The following is a 20,400-nucleotide window of genomic DNA, read 5'->3' as shown; positions in this document are numbered from 1 at the left end:
TGAGTCACTGCTCGCGAGTTGTCGCCAGCGACCTCGGTAGTAGAGGACGGATGCCGCCGTATCGATGATCTTGAGACCGCCGACCTCTCCAGACTCACCCGCTCCGTCCAAGCGCTGACGCATCACAGTGACGACCGCGGCCGCCTGATCCGTCCTAGGTCGCTTGAGCCAGTGATCAAGAGGTATCTCATGCAGGCTGGCGGCACGCAAACGAGCCGGACCGAGCTGAGTGTCGAGCTCGAGAGACCTGGTGTGGCCCTCGTACCGCATTCCTGCGCCCAGCAATTCGTTCACGAGCGGTGCGCCGTTGGGCCGTACACCGAGCAAGAGGTACCGTCCGGGCGCCGTCTCCACGAATGAGGGTGGAGCCCGGTAAATCTGACGACCCTTAGGATCACTTCGGCGAGGAAGCTCGATCAGGTCACCAATCGATACCAAAAGGTCTAGCTGTGCTGCCACATGGTGACGCGTAATCAGGCTTGATGCGTCCAATGGACTGAGAGCCTCAAGTGCTGCATCTACAAGTCGGCGCGGAGTTGACGGGCACAGGAAAGAGGCTGCACGGCGGAGCAAAGCGGAGATCGCCTCGGTAGAGAACGCATCAGTTGTTGTCTCATCCAACCGGAGTGCACGGACTGTGCACTCAGCCGCCTCTTGATTGCTGAGTACCGTTACTTTCACCGGGTACCTCCGATAGCCGATTGCTCTGATGCCTCTCGAAGATCCTCAGCACTCATTATCGTGAATCGAGCCGCACGAATAAGGACAGGGGATATCAGCACGCACCTCAGCATTTTGTCCCGCTCGATCTCGTCCCAACTCTCCAGAGCCCCCGGTGTGCTTGCAAAAAGCAGCAGAAATTCCGCCGCGACGCGCGGGTCGCCGATACCAGTGTCTGCCGCGATGGGGCGAATCGCCTCGCTCAAGCCCTCCCGCAATGCGGGCAGCGAGTCCTCCCACTGCCAGAGATGGTCAGCGATGTAGCGGGCTACAGCACGTTGTGCTGGAGCCTCGCCTACGAGCTTCTGCATGTCATCCAACATGTCTGGTCTCCTATGCTCACTAAGGCGACCACGTCTGCGCTCCAGATGAGCCCATCTGTTCCCGGCCGTGAGGGACACGAGGGTCGCGGTAATCGCGTCGAGCACCAGTTGCCGCTGGCGGTAGGAGAAGGGGTCGGCCGATAGATCAGCATCCTGCCAGCGGTGGTGACCATGGATTAGTTCGAGCACGTCGGACATTGGAGTGCCTGTGCAGCGGATGGTTGGCTGGTCATTCGGCCTCTGACGCAGCCAGTTTGGGTCAGGAGGCAGAATGATGGCTGCGGACGCATGGCCGGAAGAAGCTCGGAGCATGCCGCCACCCGCCGGGACGGTGATCGGCCGTCGGGCATCTTGCTGCTCACCGAGCAGAGGATTCTCCACGGAGAAGAGGAGCACCTGAGTGCAATCGCCGTCTGTACGGTCGATTAGGCCTGCTGTGTGCCCACCGTTGCGCTGCTTGGTGAGAATCCAACGGAGCGGATGAAAGCCTCGTTCACAGCTGAGAGACGCGAAGCCCACTCCGCTGCGGGAAACTGATATTTCGCATGACTCGGCTGCATTGTAAGCACTCTGCAGCTTTCCCTTGCGGAGCTCCTGATCTGCCAATCTCGTCCATGTGCTGTCCTCGAAGGGAAGCGAGATTGGGTGACGCTGGCGAATTAGTTCCTTGTCGGCTTCGTCGCGCAGCACAATAGTCAGATCAGCCCTCGTCCCCACAGGGCCGTCTGCCGAGAGACTTGCCTTGCCATCCCAAATCTCGGTTAGCTTCGGGCGGGCTGGAGTGGCGAACAGGCGGATTCCTGCCCCTTCATTGTTCTCCTCCAAGTTTGGGTGAGGATCACGAATAGTGACAGCAAGTGAACCGCTCACAAAGGGCCTGCCCGCACCCCCGGTTAGGAGTGCAACATGTACCTCGTGCGTGCCTACAGGGAGATTCTCGAGAGCGAATACTAGTTGTTGACTACCTGCAGGCCATTCGAGCAGGGAAGGTAATCCGTCGTCTACTCTTACTGAACATTTCTCTGTAGTTTGAGTGGAGCTCACCGTGAGGAGTGCTGGTTCCCCGGCCATCCACTCAGCAGCTCCTTCCCCGTCCCAAGAAGCCGGAATAAGCCCCACAGGATGGATAGACACGTTCGACACTACTGACAGGCCTACTGCCGCGAGCTGAGTGATCTCTTCTTCGCTCAGGGAGCGGGGCGCCTTCACGTCGAAAGCTTTCACTCCGTCAGCAAGAATAGCTGTTTCAGAAATCCAAGGTAGCGCCAGGGCGGAAAGGCCAGCGCGGCCGACCAGGCAATATTCATAACCTGGCCGGACAATTCCGCCTTTGATCTCGATAGCTAGACCTCCGGGTTGCTTCCGGAAAAGCCACCATGGGCCCCTGGTGATGGTGCAACGCTCGGCGATCAGCTCATTGACTTGTGCGGATCCCTGCTCCAATTGGATTATGGGCACTCCCGGTCGAGGCCATGCGGTCAGCGGTACTCTGCCCGGGTACAGCAGTTTTCCTCGTGGAAGTGGTTGGTGTCGTCCTTCAATTTTTGGGCGCAGTTTCCGCAGTTCCTCGCTGACCTGATTATTTTCCGCTTGAAGAGCCGTGAGGTCGGGTAGGCCCAAATAGGGGTACCAACCGTTGGCTTCCTGGCGCAAGAGGAGCTTCGGATTGGAGGCAGCTGATAGAGGCTGTCCTCGGTGCGCAGGCCCCGAACTCACGCTCGTCGGAAGAAATCCACTAGAGCGGACTGTGTGTGCCGAGCGCTTAGCCTGGTACAGCCAGTTTCGTGAATCATGCTCATCCGTTAGGTCGTCAAGTAGACGAATGAGTGCGGATTGCGCCAGGTGTGGAGATGTCTCGCCGTCGCCTGATAGCAATGCTGTGGCAATATGTCCGAGCAGGATCTGGTTCGAGCAGAATTTTTGGAAGCGATCACTGTGCCCGCCCGTGCGCGATGCCAGACAGGCGCCAAGAATGTGTGGGTCATCAAGCATGGCCTGGGTAAGTATTGCGCGCGCCTCGTATAGGAGCTGTGCCATCTGGCGTTGCAGGTCAGCTGGCATGATGGCATGTGTGATTGGCCAGGCGATGATGCTGAAATTTTTAGCGAAGGCTCCTTTGGGTTCGATCCCGCCGTACTCGGCCGCAAACTGTTGGAACCACTGCTTAATGCGTTTACGGTTATTATCTATTTTCCACTGCGGGCCACGCTCCCAGCCTGGTGTCTTCTGAGAGAACAGGGGCCAGTACTCGTCTCCGGTATAGAGATATCCGATCTCAGCGGCGTACACTACGAATGGCAACCACCAGGTGCGGTGTCGAATGTCGAATCCCTCTGCGACAGCCCCGCGCACCGCATTCGAGAGCAAGTCGAGATCATCCTGGTTGAGATCGTGCTCCAGGGCGAAGACGGGCGCTGTCGGCTGTAGTGCCTGGCGATGTGTGTGAAGCGTCCGAAAGTGCTCATCGAGGTACTCATGTAGGTGCTTGAGGACCTCCGTCGATCCGCCAGGCGCCGTTCTTGCCACGCTCGGTCTCCCTCCCCTGGGTCCCGCCTTGCACTAGACACAGTTTGGGACAAGCCGATGGCAGTGCGGACATCGTTGGGCGAGAACGACCATCCCCGCCAGCCTCCCGGCAGCGGGCGCGGTCGTCGGTCCAGACCGCGGGCAGGTACAGGCGGGGTTCGATGTAGGCGTGCCCTCCCGGGGCGGCACACGTCAGCATCGCCATGACCTCGCAGTTCCGGATGTCGCCAGTCACCCCGCGGCGCTGGCAGGCTACTCGCACCGACTTCGCCCCCTTCTCTTGCACCTGGGTGTCGTCGAGGACGAGCGTCACAGCCGGGTCGTTCAAGTGTTCGGCGACGTAGGTGCGCACCTCGACGTGTAGGGCGTCTGCCGACCACGAAGCCGCTTCAGAAACTTCTGGATCCGTGACGGCGTGACATGGCCCGCGCGTTCTCCTTCCGCAGATCGGACAGCAGTCCCTCCCTCAGTTCCGCGAACACCTCCCTTGGCTCCGGCCGCGCGAACAGGTGCCCGCGACCGTCGAGAACGACCGCTAACTCCTACACTTGCAACACGTGTTGCTCCTCTGCTGCAACGGTCAGCATGACCGCTCAACGGCACACGGTCAGCAGTCACCTGCCGCTGTAGCACTGGGTAGGGGGCCGAGGTCTTCCGCGCCCCGTTCGACGCAAGCGCGATCCCGGTATGGCGGCGATCTTCGCTATGCTCGGGTGTGGTTTGCACCAACCATCGCAGCCTGGCGAAGGACGTGACCTGGCTTGATGCCAATGCCTATTGAGTTGGTCGCCGTCGTCGCTATCGCAGTGCTTGTCACCGCTTGGCTGCTCTGGAGATTCTCGCGAAGGATCACCACCGCCTCTGGCGGACACACTGCACCAAGCGCCACGGCAGTGGTCGAAGTTCGGCCCGAGTTTCCCCCAGCAGGGCTTCTGGTCCCCGAGGACGTTCTCCGATCCGTGGGCTCGACGTCCGCCGCGATCTGGGATGCGCTCGAGGCCGCAGCGGCGCCAGTCGCTGTCGAGTACTACCCGATCAGCGAGCCGGAGGTCGCGAAGTTCCGGACTGTGCCCGTGAACGCGGCGGCTCTTCAGCAGGTGGTGGCCGGGCTAGTGGAGGCCCTCAATCCGAAGAGCCCGACGTTGTTCCGGGTGGTGCTGCCAAAGGGGGCAGAGCTCGTCAAGGCCGCCGGAACGTCTGGGTTCCGAGGGTTCTCTCGCAGCGGCGGCAAGACAACACATGCCGTTCTGAAGCCTGTCGTTGCTGGAGGAGCAGTCGCGGCAGGTTGGCCGGTGCTGGCCGTCGCCGCAACTGTCCTGGCGGTAGACATGGTGGCTCAACGTGAACAGCGTCTATTCCAACGTCGAGTTGATGCCATCCTGAGTCGCCAAGAGGAACGTCACTACGCCGAACGGATCAAGGATCAGCGGTCAGCCGATGCTCAGTTGTCCCGCGCGATCAGCCTCATGCTTGACGGCCACAATCCGAATCTTGAGCTCGCCCTGAAGAGTGCAGACGACGAGTTCTACCGCTCTCAGCAGTTTCTGGAGAAGCACCGCGGCGTCATCGACGAGCTGATGGATGACGACGGCAGGGTCGACTATCGCCGTCTGGAGGAGACTCTTGGCGGCGAGGCGAAGGAGGTTGACCACTTCGTCCGGGAGCTTCATTTGGCGCGAGCCGCGATTGCGATACGACGCAAGGCAATGGTTGCCAACGCGGCGTCGGTAGCGCTCGTGGATCCCACCAACCCTTACGTCGCACTGCACAAGTTTGTGGAGGCGCAAGTTAAAGAGTTGGAGGACGCTGATGTGGTCGCGACCGAACTGACCGAACGCCTCACCCAGGTTGAGCTCAAGGGCCGTTGGCGCGACTTGGGTAAGTCAGTGGCGGTGCGACAAGAGCGGCTCCGCGCCGGAGTCTCCCCGCCCAGGATCGATGGCGACACCGAGATTTGCTACGTCATGACGTCTTCCGGTCAGTTCCTCCAGGTGCTTGCGCCCGGCGAAGACGGGCCCATGCAACTCGTGCAAGACGAGTAGATCTGTTTGCGACGGATACCTTCATTGCGGAACGGTTGCACCCGGACTACATCCTCCGATCGGACAAGCGCACAGGGACCGCGCCCAGGCCATGGCCGCACTGCGGGCCATCGACACCCTCCGCCTGACCGGCTGCGGCAAAACATCGCTGCCAGCCTGTGTAAGCACTTCCGAGACGGCACCCGACCGCTGACCACCCTCGGCTCATGTGATCAAACCGGATAGAACCCCTGAACGAGGTCGTCCTGGGCGATCGGTGTAGAGCTTGTTAATGAGACCGTGTCCACAACCGCCCAGCCACACGCCGCACCAGAAGGTCTGGTCGGCAGGGCGAGCCCGGAAGTCGTCGAGTTCTATCGCTTCCATCGGAAGGGCCACAGGGAGTCGGAATCGGCGTGGCCGACCACCGCGGTACGCACCCGTCGCTTGTCGAGGGCCATGCAACCTCCAGCCGTACTGGATCGGTGTCCGCCTTGGTCGGCGCCCTGCCACACTGTCGGGCACCCGGCTTTTGACGGCACCTCCCGTCACTGACAATGCTGAGGGCTACTGAGGGACCCAGACGGACACGGCGGGCGCATGTTGCGCGGTGAGATGGGGACGACGTTCCCAGGCATGTTCTGAGCGGCTGCTCAGAACTTGCGGTCTCTTCCAGTCCAAGCGGCTGGCCCGGGCCACAAGCTCTTACCCAGTGCCACTTCCAGTCGCGCCAGGGTCCCCAGGTCGGGCAGGACCATCCCCCGGAGCAGCCGGCTGATCGTGGCGTGGGAGACGCCCGCCTTGTCGCCGAGCGTGCGCAGGCCGATCTCGGAGGCCGCCATGGCCGTCGCCAGGTTGCGTGCGAAGGCCTGGCCGTAGTGCGCGCTGACGGGGGCGTCCTCGACGAGCCGGGCGTACGGCCACTCGCCGGAGGCGATGTACGTCGCCGGCAGTTGGTCGTTGTTGCTCCGGGGCATGCCGAAATGATCCCACGTCGCCATGGGTCCCGTCCCTCCGTGCCGGTTGAGTCGACACATGCCTCGTGGTGGTGCAAGTACACACCAGTCTAGGTCATGAGAGTCAGCGACGTCGGTATTCTTGTTGCGGCTTTGCGGAGACGGTTGCTGGCCGTCGGCGGTAGGTGCTGTGCATTCGGCCAGGGTTCGTCGGAGGTCCGCAGCGAAGCCGACGGCGGTGGTCGCCTGGCCAGTGCGAACGGTCATCGTCCCCGTGCGGCCTGACGGGTCGGCCTCGACGAGGTAGCCGAGCTCCGTGGGGATGCCGAATACGGCCGCATGCAGATGACGTCGAGCCGCCTCGTGGGCACGGTCTGCCCTGCCCATGGGTAGGCCTGAGAGTTGCTCGTTAGCTGCGGCGCGCCTCAAGGTCCGGGGAGCGAACCATTCGACGTTCACGAAATTGCTGTGATCGGTGACGATCAGGCCATGTGAGCGGTGTTGGTCGATGGAGAGGGCCTCAGGGGGCCTCGCACCCGCGAGAATGGTCCTGATGTCCAAAGATAGGGAATCGTGGCGAGGTGCCTGGTGGCGGTATTCGGCGTGGGACATCGTCCTGCTCCTCAACTTCCCACTTCATTCGCTGATTTCCTGTGAGTCGTTCATCCCGTGAGAGTGATGGCGCCATCGGGAATCCATCCCTCCAGATATCCCCGCAGAAACGATCCGAGTTCTTGCGGGTGCACACTCAGGTCACCTTCGACCTCGGTCAGGGGATGCCAGGCATACACGGCATCTGGTGACGTGCTGGAGTGACGACGAATCGTGAGATCTCTCACCCGGCTCCGACGGACGACGAAAATGTGCCTGGTGGCGACCTGCGTCGGTGGGGCCGGAGGGGGCGTGTAATTGCCGAACACGGGAGTTGCGGCCAAGTGCCAGTGAGTGAACAGGGGGTCCTGGATTCGCATGAGGGAGAAACCGGTCGGCTGGAGGCGGACCACTGTCGCCCTCAATGGCTTCCACGCCCTCTCACTGGGCGAGCGTCTGAGTAAGACACGCTCCTGCTCGTCAACGACGGCAACTTCTTGTGAGCAGTGGCTGTGTCGGCGGGTTGCGATACCTCTCATGCCTTGAGAGTCCGGCAATGGCCACCTCGGCGCCCCTGAGGGGCGTCGGAGCGAATGAAAGCGATAGGCATGGAGCGGAAGGCTCAACCGTCGCGCCGCTGCGTGCCCGAGAGGTGTGTACGGATGCAGGCGACGGGCCGTGACCTGCGGCAATGCCGACAGCGTTCCCAGATCACCCGAAGCGCGTTCTGAGTGCAGAGAGGCGGCCCTCTCTGACCTGCGCTCTTAGAGTTTCGATCAAGCCCCACGGAGGCGTACGGAGCGCGACGCTCTGCTCCCGCAGCGCGCACCGGCGCCAGTGTAGCGGTTGCGCCGTGGGGGCCGCAGGGCTGATGTGCGGGGGTGCTGGTTGGCGGCCGGTTGGCGGATTTGGGGTGGGAGGCAACCCGGTACCGGCGTCATGGCGTTCACCATGTGTGAAAGACACGGTTCGGACAGGGGCGCGATGGCGAGGACACGACAGTGAGGGGCGCAACGCCCGGCTTCGAGGAGTTCGTCGCCGCGCGCGGGCCTCGGCTGCTGCGGGTCGCCTGGCTGCTGACGGGGGACGCCCACCTGGCCGAGGATCTGTTGCAGACGGTGCTGGCCAAGGTGTGGCCGAAGTGGCGGCGGATCGCGGCGGAGAACCCCGAGGCGTACGTACGGAAGGCGCTGGTCAATACGCATGCCTCGTGGTGGCGGCGGCGCTGGCGCGGGGAGGTGCCGCACGACGAGGTGCCGGATACGCGGGCCGTGCCGGATCAGTTCGAGGGGGTGGATCTGGAGCAGTCTCTGGCGGCGGCGGTGCGCCGGCTGCCGGTGCGGCAGCGGGCGGTGGTGGTGCTGCGCTATTTCGAGGACCTGAGCGTGGAGGACACCGCCGGGGTGCTGGGCTGCTCCACCGGCACGGTCAAGAGCCAGGCGTCCAAGGCGCTGCGTACCTTGCAGGGTCTGCTGCCCGCCGCCGAGCTGGTGGAGGGCTGTGAGCGCCATGGGTGAGCCGGACGAGACGGGGCGCTTTCTGCCTGGTCAGGGCGGTGACGCCCGCCGTGAGGCGGCGCTGCGGGCTCTGCTCGAGCGGGCCGTGCCCCGGCTGCCCGCCCCCGCCCAGCGCATGGGGCGGGTCCGGCAGCTGGTGGTACGGCGACGGCGGCGGCGGATGGCCGGGGCGGTCGGGGCCGCCGGGGTGGCCGGGGGAGTGGTGGCCGGTGTCACGCTGGCCGTGCTGGGGCAGGGCCCGGCCGCCGGCCCCGGGGACAGCGGCGCTATGCACCAGGTGCCCGCCGCTTCGCCTACCGCCGTCGGCTCCGCGTTTCGCTATCCCGGCCTCGACGGGCTGACGGTCCGGCTGCCGGACGGCTGGAGCGGCCTGGTCGTGCGGGGTGCCGGGGATCTGGGGCCGGTAGGGCTCGCCGGGAATCGGCCGGAGGCCGTGGGCGAGGACCGGTGTACGGACCTCCGGCGTTACTGCCTGGTGCCTGGCGGGCTGCGGCGCGGCGAAGGGGTCATGGTCCTGCGGCCGGGGCGCACGGAGTCCCCGGAGAAGATCGGCCAGGGGGCGCGGCTGGCGGACACGCCGCCCGGCGACTCCTGCCGCCGCGCGGGCGGCACGCGTGAGCTGGTGGGCCGGCGTGCGGCCGGGGCGTCCCGGCCGCATGAGCTGATCGCCGTGTCCGTCTGCCTCAACCGGCCGTCCGCCGACACGCTGGAGCAGGTCCGCTCCATATTCGGCTCCGCCGCCCTCAGCGATCCGAGCGCTACCCCCTGAACCGCGCGATGGGGTTCTCCAGCGTCCCGATCAGCTGGAGCGCCCCGGCCGGGTCCTGGAGGTCCACCATCTGCTGGTTGTTCCGCAGCTGGAGCCGGTTCAGGCAGGACAGCGCGAATTCGGGGGCGAACATGTCGTACCGCTCGAACTTCTCCGCCAGCTCCGGCACCGACGCCTGGTAGTCCGAGACGCACTCCGCCACCGTCCGCCAGAAGGTCTCCTCCTCCAGCAGGCCGTCGGTGACGAGGATGCCGCTGAGGAAACGCAGGAAGCAGTCGAAGACGTCGGTGAAGACCGACAGCAGCTTCAGCTCCTCGGGGACCTCCACCCGGATCCGCGCGACGGCCGGCGGAAGGACCGCGTCCGGGTCCATGACGGCGATCTCCTCGGCGATGTCCTTGAAGATCGCCCGCCGCACCGCGCCGTCCTCGATGACGAGGATGACGTTCTCGCCGTGCGGCATGAAGACCAGGTCGTACGCGTAGAAGCAGTGCAGCACCGGCCGCAGATACGCGTCCAGGTAGCGGCGCAGCCAGCGTGCGGGGGGCAGGCCCGACTCCTCGACGAGGGCGCTGACGACAGCGCCGCCCTCTGCGTCGGTGTGGAGGAGGGAGGCCATGGTGGCCAGCCGCTGGCCCGGTTCCAGGGTCGGGACGGGGCTCTCGCGCCACAGCGCGGCCAGCATCTTGCGGTACGGGGAGTACTTGTCGGTGGCCCGCTCGTACTGCCGGTGGTGGTAGCCGATGGCGGCCCGCTCGCGGATGATCGAGAAGTCGGCGGCGCGGAGGAGGTCGTCGCCCGCGATCAGGCCCGCCAGCCAGTCGTTGATGGCGGGGGTGGCCTCCATATAGGCGGCGGACAGGCCCCGCATGAAGCCCATGTTGAGGACGGACAGGGCCGTCTTCACATAGTGCTTGGACGGGTTGTCGGTGTTGAAGAAGGTACGGATCGACTGCTGCGCGAGGTACGCGTCGTCGCCGCTGCCCAGGCACACCAGGCGCTGCTGGGCGATCTCGGCGGCGAAGGTGACGGACAGCTTGTTCCACCACTGCCAGGGGTGGACGGGAATGAGGCGGTAGTCGGCGAGGTCGAGGCCGAGTCCGGTCAGGGTGCCGGCGAAGCGGGCCAGGGTGGCCTCGCCCAGCTCGCCGCCGATCAGCCCGTCGTAGTCGAGGTCGGAGGAGGAGGTGAAGGTGGCGTGGTCGCGGTGGGCGGCCAGCCAGATGAGCTGGACGGGGCTCGCGGTCTCGGGGGCGTACGAGAGGTATTCGTGCACCCCGAAGCCCAGCCGCCCGTTGTTGGCGACGAAGCAGGGGTGGCCCTCGGTCATGCCGGTCTCGACCGTCTGGAAGTCGGACTTGGCGAGCTCGGCGGCGCCGAGCGGCTCGCCGCCGAGCTTGTACGCCGTGCCGGCGAGGGTGGAGCTGATCTCCTCCAGATAGACCGGCAGGATCGCGTCGCCGAGCCCGAGCCGCCCGCGCAGCTCCAGGAAGAAGTCGAGCGCGTCGAGGGGGAGTTCGGAGCGGTCCCGGGTGTCGTGGCGGGTGATGCCGTCCGCGTCGACCAGCCAGTGGTCCAGGGCCAGCCGGCGGGCCGCGAAGCGGTAGGCCACCGAGCCGTCGTCGCTCGTGACGGCGTAATGGCCGGAGGTATTGGGCAGGGGCTCGGGGGTCAGCAGGCGCTCGTGGGCGAACTCGGCGAGCGCCTTGCGGATGAGGAGGCGGCCCGCCCGCTCCCAGAGGGCCGGGGTGAGATGGGCGACGGCGTCTCGGGGGCTCATTGGGGCACTCCTTGGGCGGATGCGTCAGATACGCCAGATGCTGTCGCGGCTTGGAATTGGGTGCGGGTGCAGAAGCTGAGGTACGCGTCCTTCTCCGGCTTGGCCACCGTGCCCGCGACCTCGAAGCCGACGGCCGCGTTGAGCTTGTGCACCGCCGTGTTGCGGACGTCCGGCTCGACCACGACGCGCCCGGTCGCCGGGTCGGCGAACAGGAACTCCATGACGGTGGTGATCACCGCGCGGGTGAACCCGTGCACCGGGGCATCGGCCGGCGCGCACAGGAAGTGCATCCCGACGTCGCCCTCCTGGGCGGGGTAGAGGCCCGCCAGCTCCACGCGCGCCGGGTCGTAGCGCTCGACCAGGAAGGCGGGGCGGCCCTCGTGGAGGCCGATGAAGGCGTCGTGGTGCGGATGCTCGGCGATCTTCCCGTACTCGAAGGCGACCTGCGCCACATCGGCGTCCTGCATCAGCCAGAAGGACGCCTTGGGGTGGGTGACCCAGTGGTGCAGCAGCTCGGCGTCGGCCACCGGGTCCAGGGGACGTACGGAGAAGCGGCCGAGCCGGGCGTCGGCGCGGGTGAAGAGGGCCGCGCTCATCGCAGCGCCCCCTCAGGGGCCGCGAACTCCTGGAAGGCGATGGACTTTTCGACGGGATAGTGCTCGCGGCCCAGCAGCTCGCGGATGATGCACGAGTTGCGGTAGGCGGCCATCCCGAGGTCCGGGGTGACGAAGCCGTGGGTGTGCAGCTCGGCGTTCTGTACGTAGATCTCGCACCCGGCGGTGGCGGTGTTGATGCTGTAGTCGCGGGCGACCGCGAACCGCCCGGCCTCGTCCCAGGCGATGCGGTCCCGTACGGGTGCCAGGAACTCCGGCACCTGGTGGCGGTAGCCGGTGGCCAGGATCAGCCCCTGGGTGGTGAGGGTGAAGTCCTGGCCCTGCTCCTCCTGGCGCAGCCCGAGGGTGTACGAGCCGCCGGCCGGGTCGTACGAGGCCTCTCGCAGCGCGGTGTTGGTCAGCAGCCGGGTCGGGCAGGGGCCGCGGCGGTGCTTGATGTAGAGCAGATCGAAGATGGCGTTGATGAGATCGGAGTTGATCCCCTTGTAGAGGTTCTTCTGCGCGGAGTTCAGCCGGTCGCGGGTGTGCGCGGGCAGCCCGTAGAAGTAGTCCACGTACTCCGGGGAGGTCATCTCCAGCGTGAGCTTGGTGTATTCGAGGGGGAAGAAGCGGGGCGAGCGGGTGATCCAGTCGAGCCGGTAGCCGTGTGCGTCGATGTCCTGGAGCAGGTCGTGGTAGATCTCGGCGGCGCTCTGGCCGCTGCCCACGACGGTGATGCTCTCCTTCGCCTGGAGGGCTTCCTTGTGGTCCAGATAGCGGGAGTTGTGGATCAGGTCGCCGCCCAGGCCGCGGCAGGCCTCGGGGACGTACGGCGGGGTGCCGGTGCCCAGCACCAGCCGCCCGGCCCGCCAGGTGTGCCGCTCGCCGGTGGCCGTCTCGGTGGTGTGGACGACGTACCGGCCCTCGGCCTCGTCGTACTCGACGGAGGTGACCTCCTGGCCGAAGCGGACCGAGCCGAGCCGGGCGGCCACCCAGCGGCAGTAGTCGTTGAACTCCTCCCGCAGCGGATAGAAGCTCTCGCGGATGTAGAAGGAGTACAGGCGGCCGTTTTCCTTCAGGTAGTTGAGGAAGGAGTACGGGGAGGTGGGGTCGGCGAGGGTGACCAGGTCGGACATGAACGGCGTCTGGAGTGTGCTGCCTTCGAGGAACATCCCCGAGTGCCAGTCGAAGTCCGGCTTGCGCTCCAGGAACAGTCCGTTCAGCTCGTCGATGGGGTCGGTGAGCGCGGCCAGGCCGAGGTTGAAGGGGCCCAGGCCGATGGCGATGAAGTCATGGGAAGAGGCGGTGGACACGTGGGGTCTCCGGCGGGGTGGAAGGCGGTCAGCTGGCCCGGGCCCGGGTGAACTCCGGTTCGGCGGCGTGCGGGGAGGACAGGTATTGCTCCGCGTGGCAGGCGATCAGGTCGAGGACGTGGGCGATGTCGCCGAGCGAGGTCTCCGGGTTGAGCAGCGTGAACTTCAGGTGGTGCGCCCCGTCCACGACCGTCCCGGCCACGACCGCCTCGCCGGAGGCGGCCAGCGCCTCGCGCGCGTGCAGATTCGCCAGGTCCAGCAGTCCAGGGGGCGGCGGCGCGGTGGACGGCCCCCCTGTGTAGCGGAAGACCAGCGTGCTCAGCTGCGGCCGGGTGACCACCTCGTACCGCGGATCGGCGTCCAGCAGCCGCCAGGCCTCGGCCGCCCGGTCCACCACCTCGTCGAACAGCTCCCCGACGGCGTCCGCGCCCATGACGCGGAGCGTCAGCCACAGCTTGAGCGCGTCGAAGCGCCGCGTGGTCTGGAGCGACTTGTCCACCTGGTTGGGGATGAGCCGCTCGGCGCTGCGGGCCGGGTTGAGGTAGTCGGCGTGGTAGGTGGCGTGGCTGAGCGTCGTACGGTCGCGCACCAGGACGGCGCTGGAGCTGACCGGCTGGAAGAAGGACTTGTGGTAGTCGACGGTGACCGAGTCGGCGCGCTCGATGCCGTCCAGGAGGTGGCGGCGGCGCGGGGAGACCAGCAGGCCGCAGCCGTACGCCGCGTCGACGTGCAGCCAGGCCCCGGCCCGCGCGCACAGGTCGGCGATCTCGGGCAGCGGGTCAATGGAGCCGAAGTCGGTGGTTCCGGCGGTGGCCACGACCGCCATGACGACCAGGCCCTCGCGGCGGCAGCGGTCCAGCTCGTGGGCGAGCGCGACGGTGCGCATCCGCCGTTCCTGGTCGCAGGGGACGGGGATGACCGCCTCGTAGCCGAGGCCGAGGACGGCGGCGGCTTTGGCGATGGAGAAGTGGCTCGCCTGGGAGGCGAGGATGCGCAGCCGGGGCAGGATCTGGGGCTTGGTGAGCGGCGCGCCGGCCGCCGCCGTCTCCTTCTCCACCAGCTTGCAGGCCTCGTCGCGGGCGAGCAGCATCGCGTGCAGATTGGACTGCGTTCCGCCGCTGGTGAAGATGCCGTCCGCGGCCTCGCCGAGCCCGAGGCGCGCTGCCGTCCAGTCGATCAGGCGCCGTTCGATCAGGGTGCCGCCGGCGCTCTGGTCCCAGGTGTCCAGCGAGGAGTTGACGGCGGAGAGGACCGCCTCGCCGAGCAGCGCGGGGATGACCACGGGGCAGTTGAGGTGGGCGAGGTAGCGGGGGTGGTGGAAGTAGATGGCGTCCTTGAGATAGACGCGTTCGAGTTCGTCGAGGGCGGCGGCCGGGTCGCCCAGCGGCCGGTCCAGATCGATACCGGAGATCTCGGGGGCGAGTTCGGCGGGGGTGACGCCCGTGAACGGGCGTGTGGTGCGGGCGACGGTGGAGGCCACCAGGCCGACGCCGTCGGACACCGAGCGCCGGTAGCGCTCGGCCGTACGGTCGTTGAAGAGGTGGGCCCTGCCATCCGCCGCCCCGGGTATCGGCTCTGACGACGGGTCCTCAGCGGGGTGCGCGAGGAGACTCACGGTCTGTCCCTTCTGGATGCGGGCATGGGGGCATGCGGGCATCCGGGCATGCTGGATGCGGGCATGGGTGTGCCCTGGACTGCCCTGGACGGGGGCACACGGATGCCCTGGACGAGGTGCGGGTTGCGCGGTGCGGGGTTGTGGTCCGGCCGTGGCGTGTCGCGGGGGTGTGGTCAGTCGTCGTCCGACGCGGGGCCGGTGCCGGACACGGCCTCCTCGACGAGCTGGTCGTCGGTGGCGCCCAGCCGCCAGTAGCCGGTGAAGGTGACCGCCTTGCGGTCGAAGCCGCGCTCGCGCACGAGGTGGCGGCGCAGCGCGCGGACCGTACCCGCCTCGCCCGCGATCCAGGCGTACGGCGTGCCCTCGGGCAGCGCCGCGGCGCGTACGCCGTCCAGGACGAGGGCCGGGCGCGGTTCGGCGGGGTCGGCGCCGTCGCGGATCAGCCAGACGATCTCGGCGTCCGCCTCGGTGGACAGCTCCTGGAGGTCCTCCGCGTGCTGCACCTCGATCCAGACCTTGGCCTGGGTGCCGGCGGGCAGCCAGTCGAGGATCCCGGCGACGGCGGGCAGCGCGGTCTCGTCGGCGGCGATGAGCACCCAGTCGGTGCCGGGCGGCGGGCGGAAGTCGACGCCGCCGTTGTCGGGGACGACCGGGCCGAGGACCATGGCGCGATCCCCGGGCCGGGCGCTCGCGGCCCAGCGGGAGGCGGGGCCGCCCACCGCGGTGGAGCGGTTCGTGTCGGTGGCGTCCGCGCCGTGCAGGGCGAAGTCCACGTCGAGCTCGTCGGGTTCGCGCCGCTGCTCGCGCACGGTGTACGAGCGCATGACGGCCCGTTGGGCGGGGTCCATGGCCCGCCAGACCGGGAACCATTCCAGGCCCGCCTCGACCGGCACGAGCGGGGCGTCCTGGTGGGGGTGTGGCAGGAACAGCTTGAAACGCTGGTCGCGGCCGCCGGAGGCGAGGTCCTTCAGAGCGTCGCCGCCGAAGGTGATCCGCACCATGGACGGGCCGAGGACCCGGGTCCGGACGACCGTCACGTCGAAGAAGCGGAAGGGGACGGCGGCGGGGGCGGGGGCTGTGGTGGTGGCTGCGGTGGTCATGGAAGCGGACTCTTCCCTTCGCTTGCCGTGGGTCAGCTGACCGCCGGGGTCAGCCGACCTTCTTCGCGTCCTGGATGGCCTTGGTGAGGGACTCGATGAGCGGCGCGGCGCCCGCGTACGAGAAGCGTGGCTCGCTGCTCCACGCGGTGATCTGTCCGGCCTTGACCGCGGGGAGCTTGGACCAGGTCGGCTTGGCGGTCAGGTCCTTGGGCTGGAGGGTGGCGGTGCGGTTGTCGAGGAAGAGCAGGTCGGCGTCGTACTTGTCGGCGTTCTCCCAGCTCAGGCTCTCGAAGTAGCCGCCCTTGTCCGTCTTCTGCGGGACGACGAAGTCGACACCGAGCTCGCGGAAGTAGATCAGGTCCGCGTTGACCGCCGGGTTGGAGACATAGAAGAGCTCGGCGCTGCCGGAGCAGGCCATGACTTTGATCTTCTTCGACTTGACGGTCTTGCGCAGCGTCTCGGCGGCGGCCTCGAACCGGGCCTTGGCGTCGGTGACCTTCTTGGCCTTGAGGTCGGCGCCGAGGGAGGCGGCGAGTTCGGCGTAGCGCTTGATGGGCTCGACCATGGAGACCCGGCCGGTGGTGAGGGCGGCGCTGGGGGCCAGGGCGAGGATCTTGTCCTTGGCCTCGTCCGGGACGTAGAACAGGGCGCCGGGGTCGAACATGTTGGTGATCAGCAGCTGAGGGTTGAGCGAGGCGTACTTCTCGACGTTGAACTGGCCCCAGGTGTTGCCGAGGGACGTCACCTTGTCCACGTCGAGGTCGCCGGCCTGCACGTCCGGCTTGCCGTTCTTCAGCTTGGTCGGGCCGAAGACGCCGACGATCTGGTCGTCGATGCCGAAGTCGTACAGCGCGGCCGCCGAGCCGATGTACGCGACGATGCGCTCGGGGCGGCTGCCGAGGCTGATCGCCTTCTTGCGGTCGTCGGTGAACGACCAGGAGCCGCCGCCGCTTTTGTCCCCGCTCTTGCCTTCGACGCCGGAGGATTCCGAACCGTTTTTGCCCCCGCACGCGGTGACCAGGGCGCCGAGTCCGGCGAGGCCGCCGGCGGCGAGCAGGCCACGGCGGGAGAGGGGGAGGGCATGGGGGCGGGGCATGGGATGCCTTCTCTCGATGCGTACGGGGGCAGCCACGGACAACGCCCGAGGCCTTAGTTAGGTTAGCCTAACCAACCTCGATGTCCAGTGGGCGGGGCCACTCCGCGGCCGTACGCATCAAGTCGCTGATCAGAGGTCGAGGACGAGGCGGCCGCCCCGGCAGCGCGAGACGCAGATCATCATCGTCTCGCCCGACTCCCTTTCCTCGTCGGTGAGTACGGAGTCCCGGTGGCCCACCTCGCCCTCGACCACATCGGCCTCACACGTCCCGCAGGTCCCTTCCTCACGCGAGTACAGAACCGGAACCCCCGCCGCCTCGACCGTCCGCAGCACGCTGCGCTCCGGCGGCACGGTCGGGGTCAGCCCGGAGCGGGCCAGGACCAACTCGAAGGTGGCGATGTCCGCTTGCAGTGGCTCGGGGCCGCAGCATTGAAGTGCTCTCCCGGATGAATCCGGGAGATTCCTGCCTACCTTGCGGTGGCGGGTCTGACGCGGCGTGCGCGCCTGACGACTGCCCTCCCGGCAGCCGGGATGAGCGCGAGGCCCATCCGGTACAGGTGCAAGATGTTCCGGGCTCCGTTGGGTGGAAGGGCCGTTGGGGGCCTGGGGGTGACGTCGCGTCAGCCGAACTGCCAGAAGACCGTGTTGTCCACCGTCACCAGGACGATCAGCAGGACGATGTCGGCGAAGCCGAGGGCGAGGCCGAGCAGGGCCCGGCCGCGGCGCTGGGTCTGCCGGGCGATCGCCAGTGTGGCCAGGGCGATCGCGCACGGTCCGAAGACGGCGTTGAAGAGCAGCAGTCCGATCAGGCCGAGGACGAACGAGGCCACGGCCATGCCGTCGGCGTCCCGGCGCCGCGCGGCCGAGTCGGTGTGGGTACGGGCAGGGCTGGGGCTGGGGGCGGTCAGGGCCATGGGTCAGCTCTCCTTGTGCCCGGTGCGTTCGCGGATGAAGAAGACCAGCAGCCAGGTGGCGATGGCGGCGGAGGCGGTGAGGAAGATTGGGAGCGGGGTGTGAGCCGCCGCTCCCAGAAGGAGCCCCATCAGGGCGAGAGCCGCGACGATGAAGAGCATGGGTGCCTCTCTCGGGAGTCGGATCCGGGTCCGGGGTGCGGATGGCGTGCGGTTCAGTGAACAGTTGGAAAAACAGTTGTTCACTGACTTTAGGATACCCCCGCACACCGCTGGAAAAAGTCGGCGAACGGTTGTTTACTGAATGACATGAGTCACACCCTCGGAGCCCGGCAGGCCCAGAAGCTGAAGACCCGGCGCGCGCTCCTGGACGCGGGGCTGCGGCTGCTGGAGGACCAGAGCCTGAGCAGCCTGGGTCTGCGCGAGGTGACCCGCGTGGTGGGCGTGGCGCCCGCCGCCTTCTACCGGCACTTCCGCGACATGAGCGACCTGGGCGTGGCGCTCGTGGAGGAGTCCCTGGGCAGCCTGCACGCGATGGTCCGGGTGATCCTGGCCGAGCAGGACGGGGACGAGGAGCGGATCGACGCCACCGTCGAGGCCGTCGCCGAGCATGTGCGCCGCTATCCGGCGCACGTCCGCTTCATCGCGCGCGAGCGCCACGGCGGCGTACGGCCCGTGCGGGAGGCGATAGCCGCCGAGCTGGCGCGCTTCACGGACGAGGCCGCCGAGGCGTTCGCCCCGCAGCTGACGGGGGAGGGCTGGTCCCCGGAGGACGTCCGGATGCTCGCCCAGCTGTATGTGGACCACATGGTGATGACCGCGGCGGCGTTCCTTGAGGCGCAGACCGAGGATCCGGGGGCCGGGGACCCGGAGACCGTACGTGCCGGGGACCCGGAGGGCGTACGTGCAGGGGACTCGGAGGCCGTACGGCGCGTGGCGGCCACCGCCCGCCGCCAGCTGCTGCTGATCAGCCTCGGCCGCCACCACTGGCGTACCGCGTGATCTCGACGCGGTAGTCGCCGCGGGAGTCGCGCTCGGTGACCCGGACCCGGACGCCGGTGCCCAGCGCCCCGCCGGTGAAAGTCTGGCCGGGCGTGAAGGCGGCGTCGCTGAGCCCGGGGTGCACATTGCGCTCGTCGGTGCAGCCGCCGCTGCCCGGGGTGCTGTCCACGACGGTGATCGGTCCCCGGCCGGAGTCCACCTGGGTGTCCACCCAGGAGACCAGGACGCCGGGCTTGCACACCGCCTCGTCGTTGCCCTCGTTGGTCCGGGCCTCCACGGCGTATCCGGCGTACTCCGAGACCGGCACGAAGATCAGTTTGGTGCCGCCCGCCCGGCCGAGCGGGCGCAGCGCCCGCCGGGTGATGCCGGGGCGGGCGACGCAGTCGACCTGTCCGGCGCCGAGCCAGCCGAGCTTCCACTTGTGCCAGGCCAGCAGGTCGTTCCCGGCGCCCCAGTCCTCGGACATGATGTCCCAGTGGCCCGCGCTCTCCCCGCCCCGCCGGGTGTAGAGGTCGGGGAGTCCGAAGACATGGCCGTTCTCGTGCGGGAGCACGCGGTAGCCGGTCTTCGAGAGCGTGCCGGAGCCGTCGTCCTGGCGGCTGTAGACGAAGGAGACATTGGCCAGGGGCACGCCGTCGGCGACCGGGGCGCGCTGGTTGCCGGAGTAGGTGACGGACAGCACGGCGCGCGCGGCGGGCGGCCCGGCGTTCGGGGTGACGAGGACGTTTACGAGGTCGTAGCGGCTGAAGTCGACCTTTGGGCCGGCGACCTTGGCGATGTCCGCGACCAGCCTGCGGTAGCCCGGCTCGAAGGGGCTGCCGCGCTTGATGCCGTAGCTGCGGAAGGAGTGCGGCATCCGCAGCCAGTGTTTGATCGGGGCCGTGGACCGGTACTTGAGCCGGCCGTACGAGCTGCGCTTGAACCAGCGCGAGGTCTGCGGGAAGAACTCCGCGTAGCGCTTGCGGGCGGTGCCCCGGCCCTTGATGTCCGGGAAGTCGATCATGAGGGTGAGTGCCTTGACCGTCCCGGCGCTGGGGGCGTAGCCGGGCCCGGTCGGCAGCCCCTCGGTCATCTGGAGCCCCTCGCCGGGGATCAGCGCACAGGGCGCGAGGGCTCCGTACGCCGGATTGGCCGGCAGGGCCGGGGCGCGCACGGGAGGGGCGGGGGCGGCCGGGGGCGGGCCGGGGACCGCCACCGGGGCGGCCGCCACGGTCACCGTGAGCACGGCGGTCGCGGCGAACACGCTGCCTCGGCGGGGCCTGCGTATTCGGGGGCGCGTTCGATGGCGCGTACGGTGGCGAGTCGTCTCGCTTGAGTGCTTCATGGCGAGTCCACCGTCTGGCGGCGCCCGTCCGGGCGCCCGTGGGGTGCGTCCGGGCGGGGGAAACGGCTGCTCCGTCCGGGCGGCATGGCCGCCGGACAGGTGTGAGGCAGGTCACGTCCGCTCGTGAAATTTCCGGGGACGCCCTCCCCGTTTAACCGTACGTACCAAACGGGGACCGAGTCCCCGGAAATGTTGAACACCGAATCGTCGTGCCGGAACGTGCCGGACCGTGTCGGAAGGAGT

At 67.5% G+C, this 20,400-nt stretch carries 16 protein-coding genes and 2 pseudogenes; 4 read left to right on the top strand and 14 right to left on the bottom strand.

Features of this window, described 5'->3' with window-relative positions; genetic code table 11:
• Nucleotides 1–677: 677 nt before the first annotated feature.
• Entirely contained in the window at nucleotides 678–3,569 is a 2,892-nt protein-coding gene (locus ACZ4WQ_RS40005; protein WP_398370724.1) for a hypothetical protein, read from the bottom strand.
• On the bottom strand, nucleotides 3,517–3,921 hold the full coding sequence (locus ACZ4WQ_RS40000; protein ID WP_468022791.1) for a transposase: 405 nt from the start codon (nucleotides 3,919–3,921) through the stop codon (nucleotides 3,517–3,519). Before ACZ4WQ_RS40000 ends, ACZ4WQ_RS40005 begins: the two co-directional genes overlap by 53 nt.
• A 607-nt stretch (nucleotides 3,922–4,528) precedes the next feature.
• Here ACZ4WQ_RS40000 and ACZ4WQ_RS39995 point away from each other — a divergent pair.
• Nucleotides 4,529–5,611: a hypothetical protein gene (locus tag ACZ4WQ_RS39995; protein ID WP_398370726.1), complete on the top strand. Its 1,083-nt coding sequence runs from the start codon at nucleotides 4,529–4,531 to the stop codon at nucleotides 5,609–5,611.
• Between the two features lie 632 nt (nucleotides 5,612–6,243).
• Here the strand turns inward: ACZ4WQ_RS39995 and ACZ4WQ_RS39990 are convergent.
• Nucleotides 6,244–6,567, bottom strand: a complete 324-nt coding sequence (locus ACZ4WQ_RS39990) for a helix-turn-helix domain-containing protein (RefSeq protein WP_398370728.1) — start codon at nucleotides 6,565–6,567, stop codon at nucleotides 6,244–6,246.
• 1,571 nt (nucleotides 6,568–8,138) lie between these two features.
• Here ACZ4WQ_RS39990 and ACZ4WQ_RS39985 point away from each other — a divergent pair.
• Nucleotides 8,139–8,654, top strand: coding sequence for a SigE family RNA polymerase sigma factor (locus ACZ4WQ_RS39985; protein ID WP_311726470.1), 516 nt, complete (start codon nucleotides 8,139–8,141; stop codon nucleotides 8,652–8,654).
• Nucleotides 8,638–9,423 (top strand): hypothetical protein, encoded by a 786-nt coding sequence (locus ACZ4WQ_RS39980; RefSeq protein WP_398370730.1) that lies wholly within the window; start codon nucleotides 8,638–8,640, stop codon nucleotides 9,421–9,423. The genes ACZ4WQ_RS39985 and ACZ4WQ_RS39980 overlap by 17 nt, the downstream gene beginning before the upstream one ends.
• Here the strand turns inward: ACZ4WQ_RS39980 and ACZ4WQ_RS39975 are convergent.
• From ACZ4WQ_RS39975 to ACZ4WQ_RS39930, 10 genes and pseudogenes are all read right to left on the bottom strand, one after another.
• On the bottom strand, nucleotides 9,413–11,203 hold the full coding sequence (locus tag ACZ4WQ_RS39975; RefSeq protein ID WP_398370732.1) for an IucA/IucC family protein: 1,791 nt from the start codon (nucleotides 11,201–11,203) through the stop codon (nucleotides 9,413–9,415). The two genes, ACZ4WQ_RS39980 and ACZ4WQ_RS39975, sit on opposite strands and share 11 nt — an antisense overlap.
• Nucleotides 11,200–11,799 (bottom strand): GNAT family N-acetyltransferase, encoded by a 600-nt coding sequence (locus tag ACZ4WQ_RS39970; protein ID WP_398370734.1) that lies wholly within the window; start codon nucleotides 11,797–11,799, stop codon nucleotides 11,200–11,202. Before ACZ4WQ_RS39970 ends, ACZ4WQ_RS39975 begins: the two co-directional genes overlap by 4 nt.
• Complete coding sequence (locus ACZ4WQ_RS39965) at nucleotides 11,796–13,109, bottom strand: lysine N(6)-hydroxylase/L-ornithine N(5)-oxygenase family protein (RefSeq protein ID WP_398370736.1); 1,314 nt, start codon at nucleotides 13,107–13,109, stop codon at nucleotides 11,796–11,798. Before ACZ4WQ_RS39965 ends, ACZ4WQ_RS39970 begins: the two co-directional genes overlap by 4 nt.
• Nucleotides 13,110–13,137: 28 nt before the next feature.
• On the bottom strand, nucleotides 13,138–14,724 hold the full coding sequence (locus tag ACZ4WQ_RS39960; protein WP_398371791.1) for a pyridoxal phosphate-dependent decarboxylase family protein: 1,587 nt from the start codon (nucleotides 14,722–14,724) through the stop codon (nucleotides 13,138–13,140).
• Between the two features lie 173 nt (nucleotides 14,725–14,897).
• Complete coding sequence (locus ACZ4WQ_RS39955) at nucleotides 14,898–15,824, bottom strand: siderophore-interacting protein (protein ID WP_398370738.1); 927 nt, start codon at nucleotides 15,822–15,824, stop codon at nucleotides 14,898–14,900.
• Nucleotides 15,825–15,873: 49 nt separating this feature from the next.
• A complete protein-coding gene (locus ACZ4WQ_RS39950; protein ID WP_311726463.1) occupies nucleotides 15,874–16,920 on the bottom strand; it encodes an ABC transporter substrate-binding protein in 1,047 nt (348 codons plus the stop codon).
• Nucleotides 16,921–17,049: 129 nt separating this feature from the next.
• Nucleotides 17,050–17,364, bottom strand: a pseudogene (locus ACZ4WQ_RS39945) (2Fe-2S iron-sulfur cluster-binding protein); the annotation flags it as partial.
• Between the two features lie 23 nt (nucleotides 17,365–17,387).
• Nucleotides 17,388–17,501 (bottom strand): annotated as a pseudogene (locus ACZ4WQ_RS39940) (RNA-guided endonuclease TnpB family protein); the annotation flags it as partial.
• A 39-nt stretch (nucleotides 17,502–17,540) separates the two neighbouring features.
• Nucleotides 17,541–17,834 (bottom strand): DUF4190 domain-containing protein, encoded by a 294-nt coding sequence (locus tag ACZ4WQ_RS39935; protein WP_385342551.1) that lies wholly within the window; start codon nucleotides 17,832–17,834, stop codon nucleotides 17,541–17,543.
• A gap of 3 nt (nucleotides 17,835–17,837) precedes the next feature.
• Nucleotides 17,838–17,993, bottom strand: a complete 156-nt coding sequence (locus tag ACZ4WQ_RS39930) for a hypothetical protein (RefSeq protein WP_398370741.1) — start codon at nucleotides 17,991–17,993, stop codon at nucleotides 17,838–17,840.
• Nucleotides 17,994–18,140: 147 nt separating this feature from the next.
• On the opposite strand from ACZ4WQ_RS39930, the gene ACZ4WQ_RS39925 reads away from it, so the two are divergent.
• Entirely contained in the window at nucleotides 18,141–18,833 is a 693-nt protein-coding gene (locus ACZ4WQ_RS39925; protein ID WP_398370743.1) for a TetR family transcriptional regulator, read from the top strand.
• Here ACZ4WQ_RS39925 and ACZ4WQ_RS39920 read toward each other — a convergent pair.
• Nucleotides 18,799–20,157 carry a M6 family metalloprotease domain-containing protein gene (locus ACZ4WQ_RS39920; protein WP_398370745.1) on the bottom strand — a complete coding sequence of 453 codons (1,359 nt, stop codon included), beginning with the start codon at nucleotides 20,155–20,157 and terminating at the stop codon, nucleotides 18,799–18,801. The genes ACZ4WQ_RS39925 and ACZ4WQ_RS39920 overlap by 35 nt on opposite strands.
• Nucleotides 20,158–20,400: the final 243 nt, after the last annotated feature.

The organism is Streptomyces sp. NPDC028305 (assembly GCF_055569495.1).
Note: the sequence above shows the minus strand (reverse complement) of the source record. Positions and strands in the feature narration are given on the sequence as shown.

Bases quoted from the DNA above. Each gene is read 5' to 3' on its own strand.
- ACZ4WQ_RS39990 (WP_398370728.1), bottom strand. From the start codon at position 6,567: ATGCCCCGGAGCAACAACGACCAACTGCCGGCGACGTACATCGCCTCC.
- ACZ4WQ_RS39970 (WP_398370734.1), bottom strand. From the start codon at position 11,799: ATGAGCGCGGCCCTCTTCACCCGCGCCGACGCCCGGCTCGGCCGCTTC.
- ACZ4WQ_RS39930 (WP_398370741.1), bottom strand. From the start codon at position 17,993: ATGCTCTTCATCGTCGCGGCTCTCGCCCTGATGGGGCTCCTTCTGGGA.
- ACZ4WQ_RS39975 (WP_398370732.1), bottom strand. From the start codon at position 11,203: ATGAGCCCCCGAGACGCCGTCGCCCATCTCACCCCGGCCCTCTGGGAG.
- ACZ4WQ_RS39955 (WP_398370738.1), bottom strand. From the start codon at position 15,824: ATGACCACCGCAGCCACCACCACAGCCCCCGCCCCCGCCGCCGTCCCC.
- ACZ4WQ_RS39920 (WP_398370745.1), bottom strand. From the start codon at position 20,157: ATGAAGCACTCAAGCGAGACGACTCGCCACCGTACGCGCCATCGAACG.
- ACZ4WQ_RS39925 (WP_398370743.1), top strand. From the start codon at position 18,141: ATGAGTCACACCCTCGGAGCCCGGCAGGCCCAGAAGCTGAAGACCCGG.
- ACZ4WQ_RS39935 (WP_385342551.1), bottom strand. From the start codon at position 17,834: ATGGCCCTGACCGCCCCCAGCCCCAGCCCTGCCCGTACCCACACCGAC.
- ACZ4WQ_RS39950 (WP_311726463.1), bottom strand. From the start codon at position 16,920: ATGCCCCGCCCCCATGCCCTCCCCCTCTCCCGCCGTGGCCTGCTCGCC.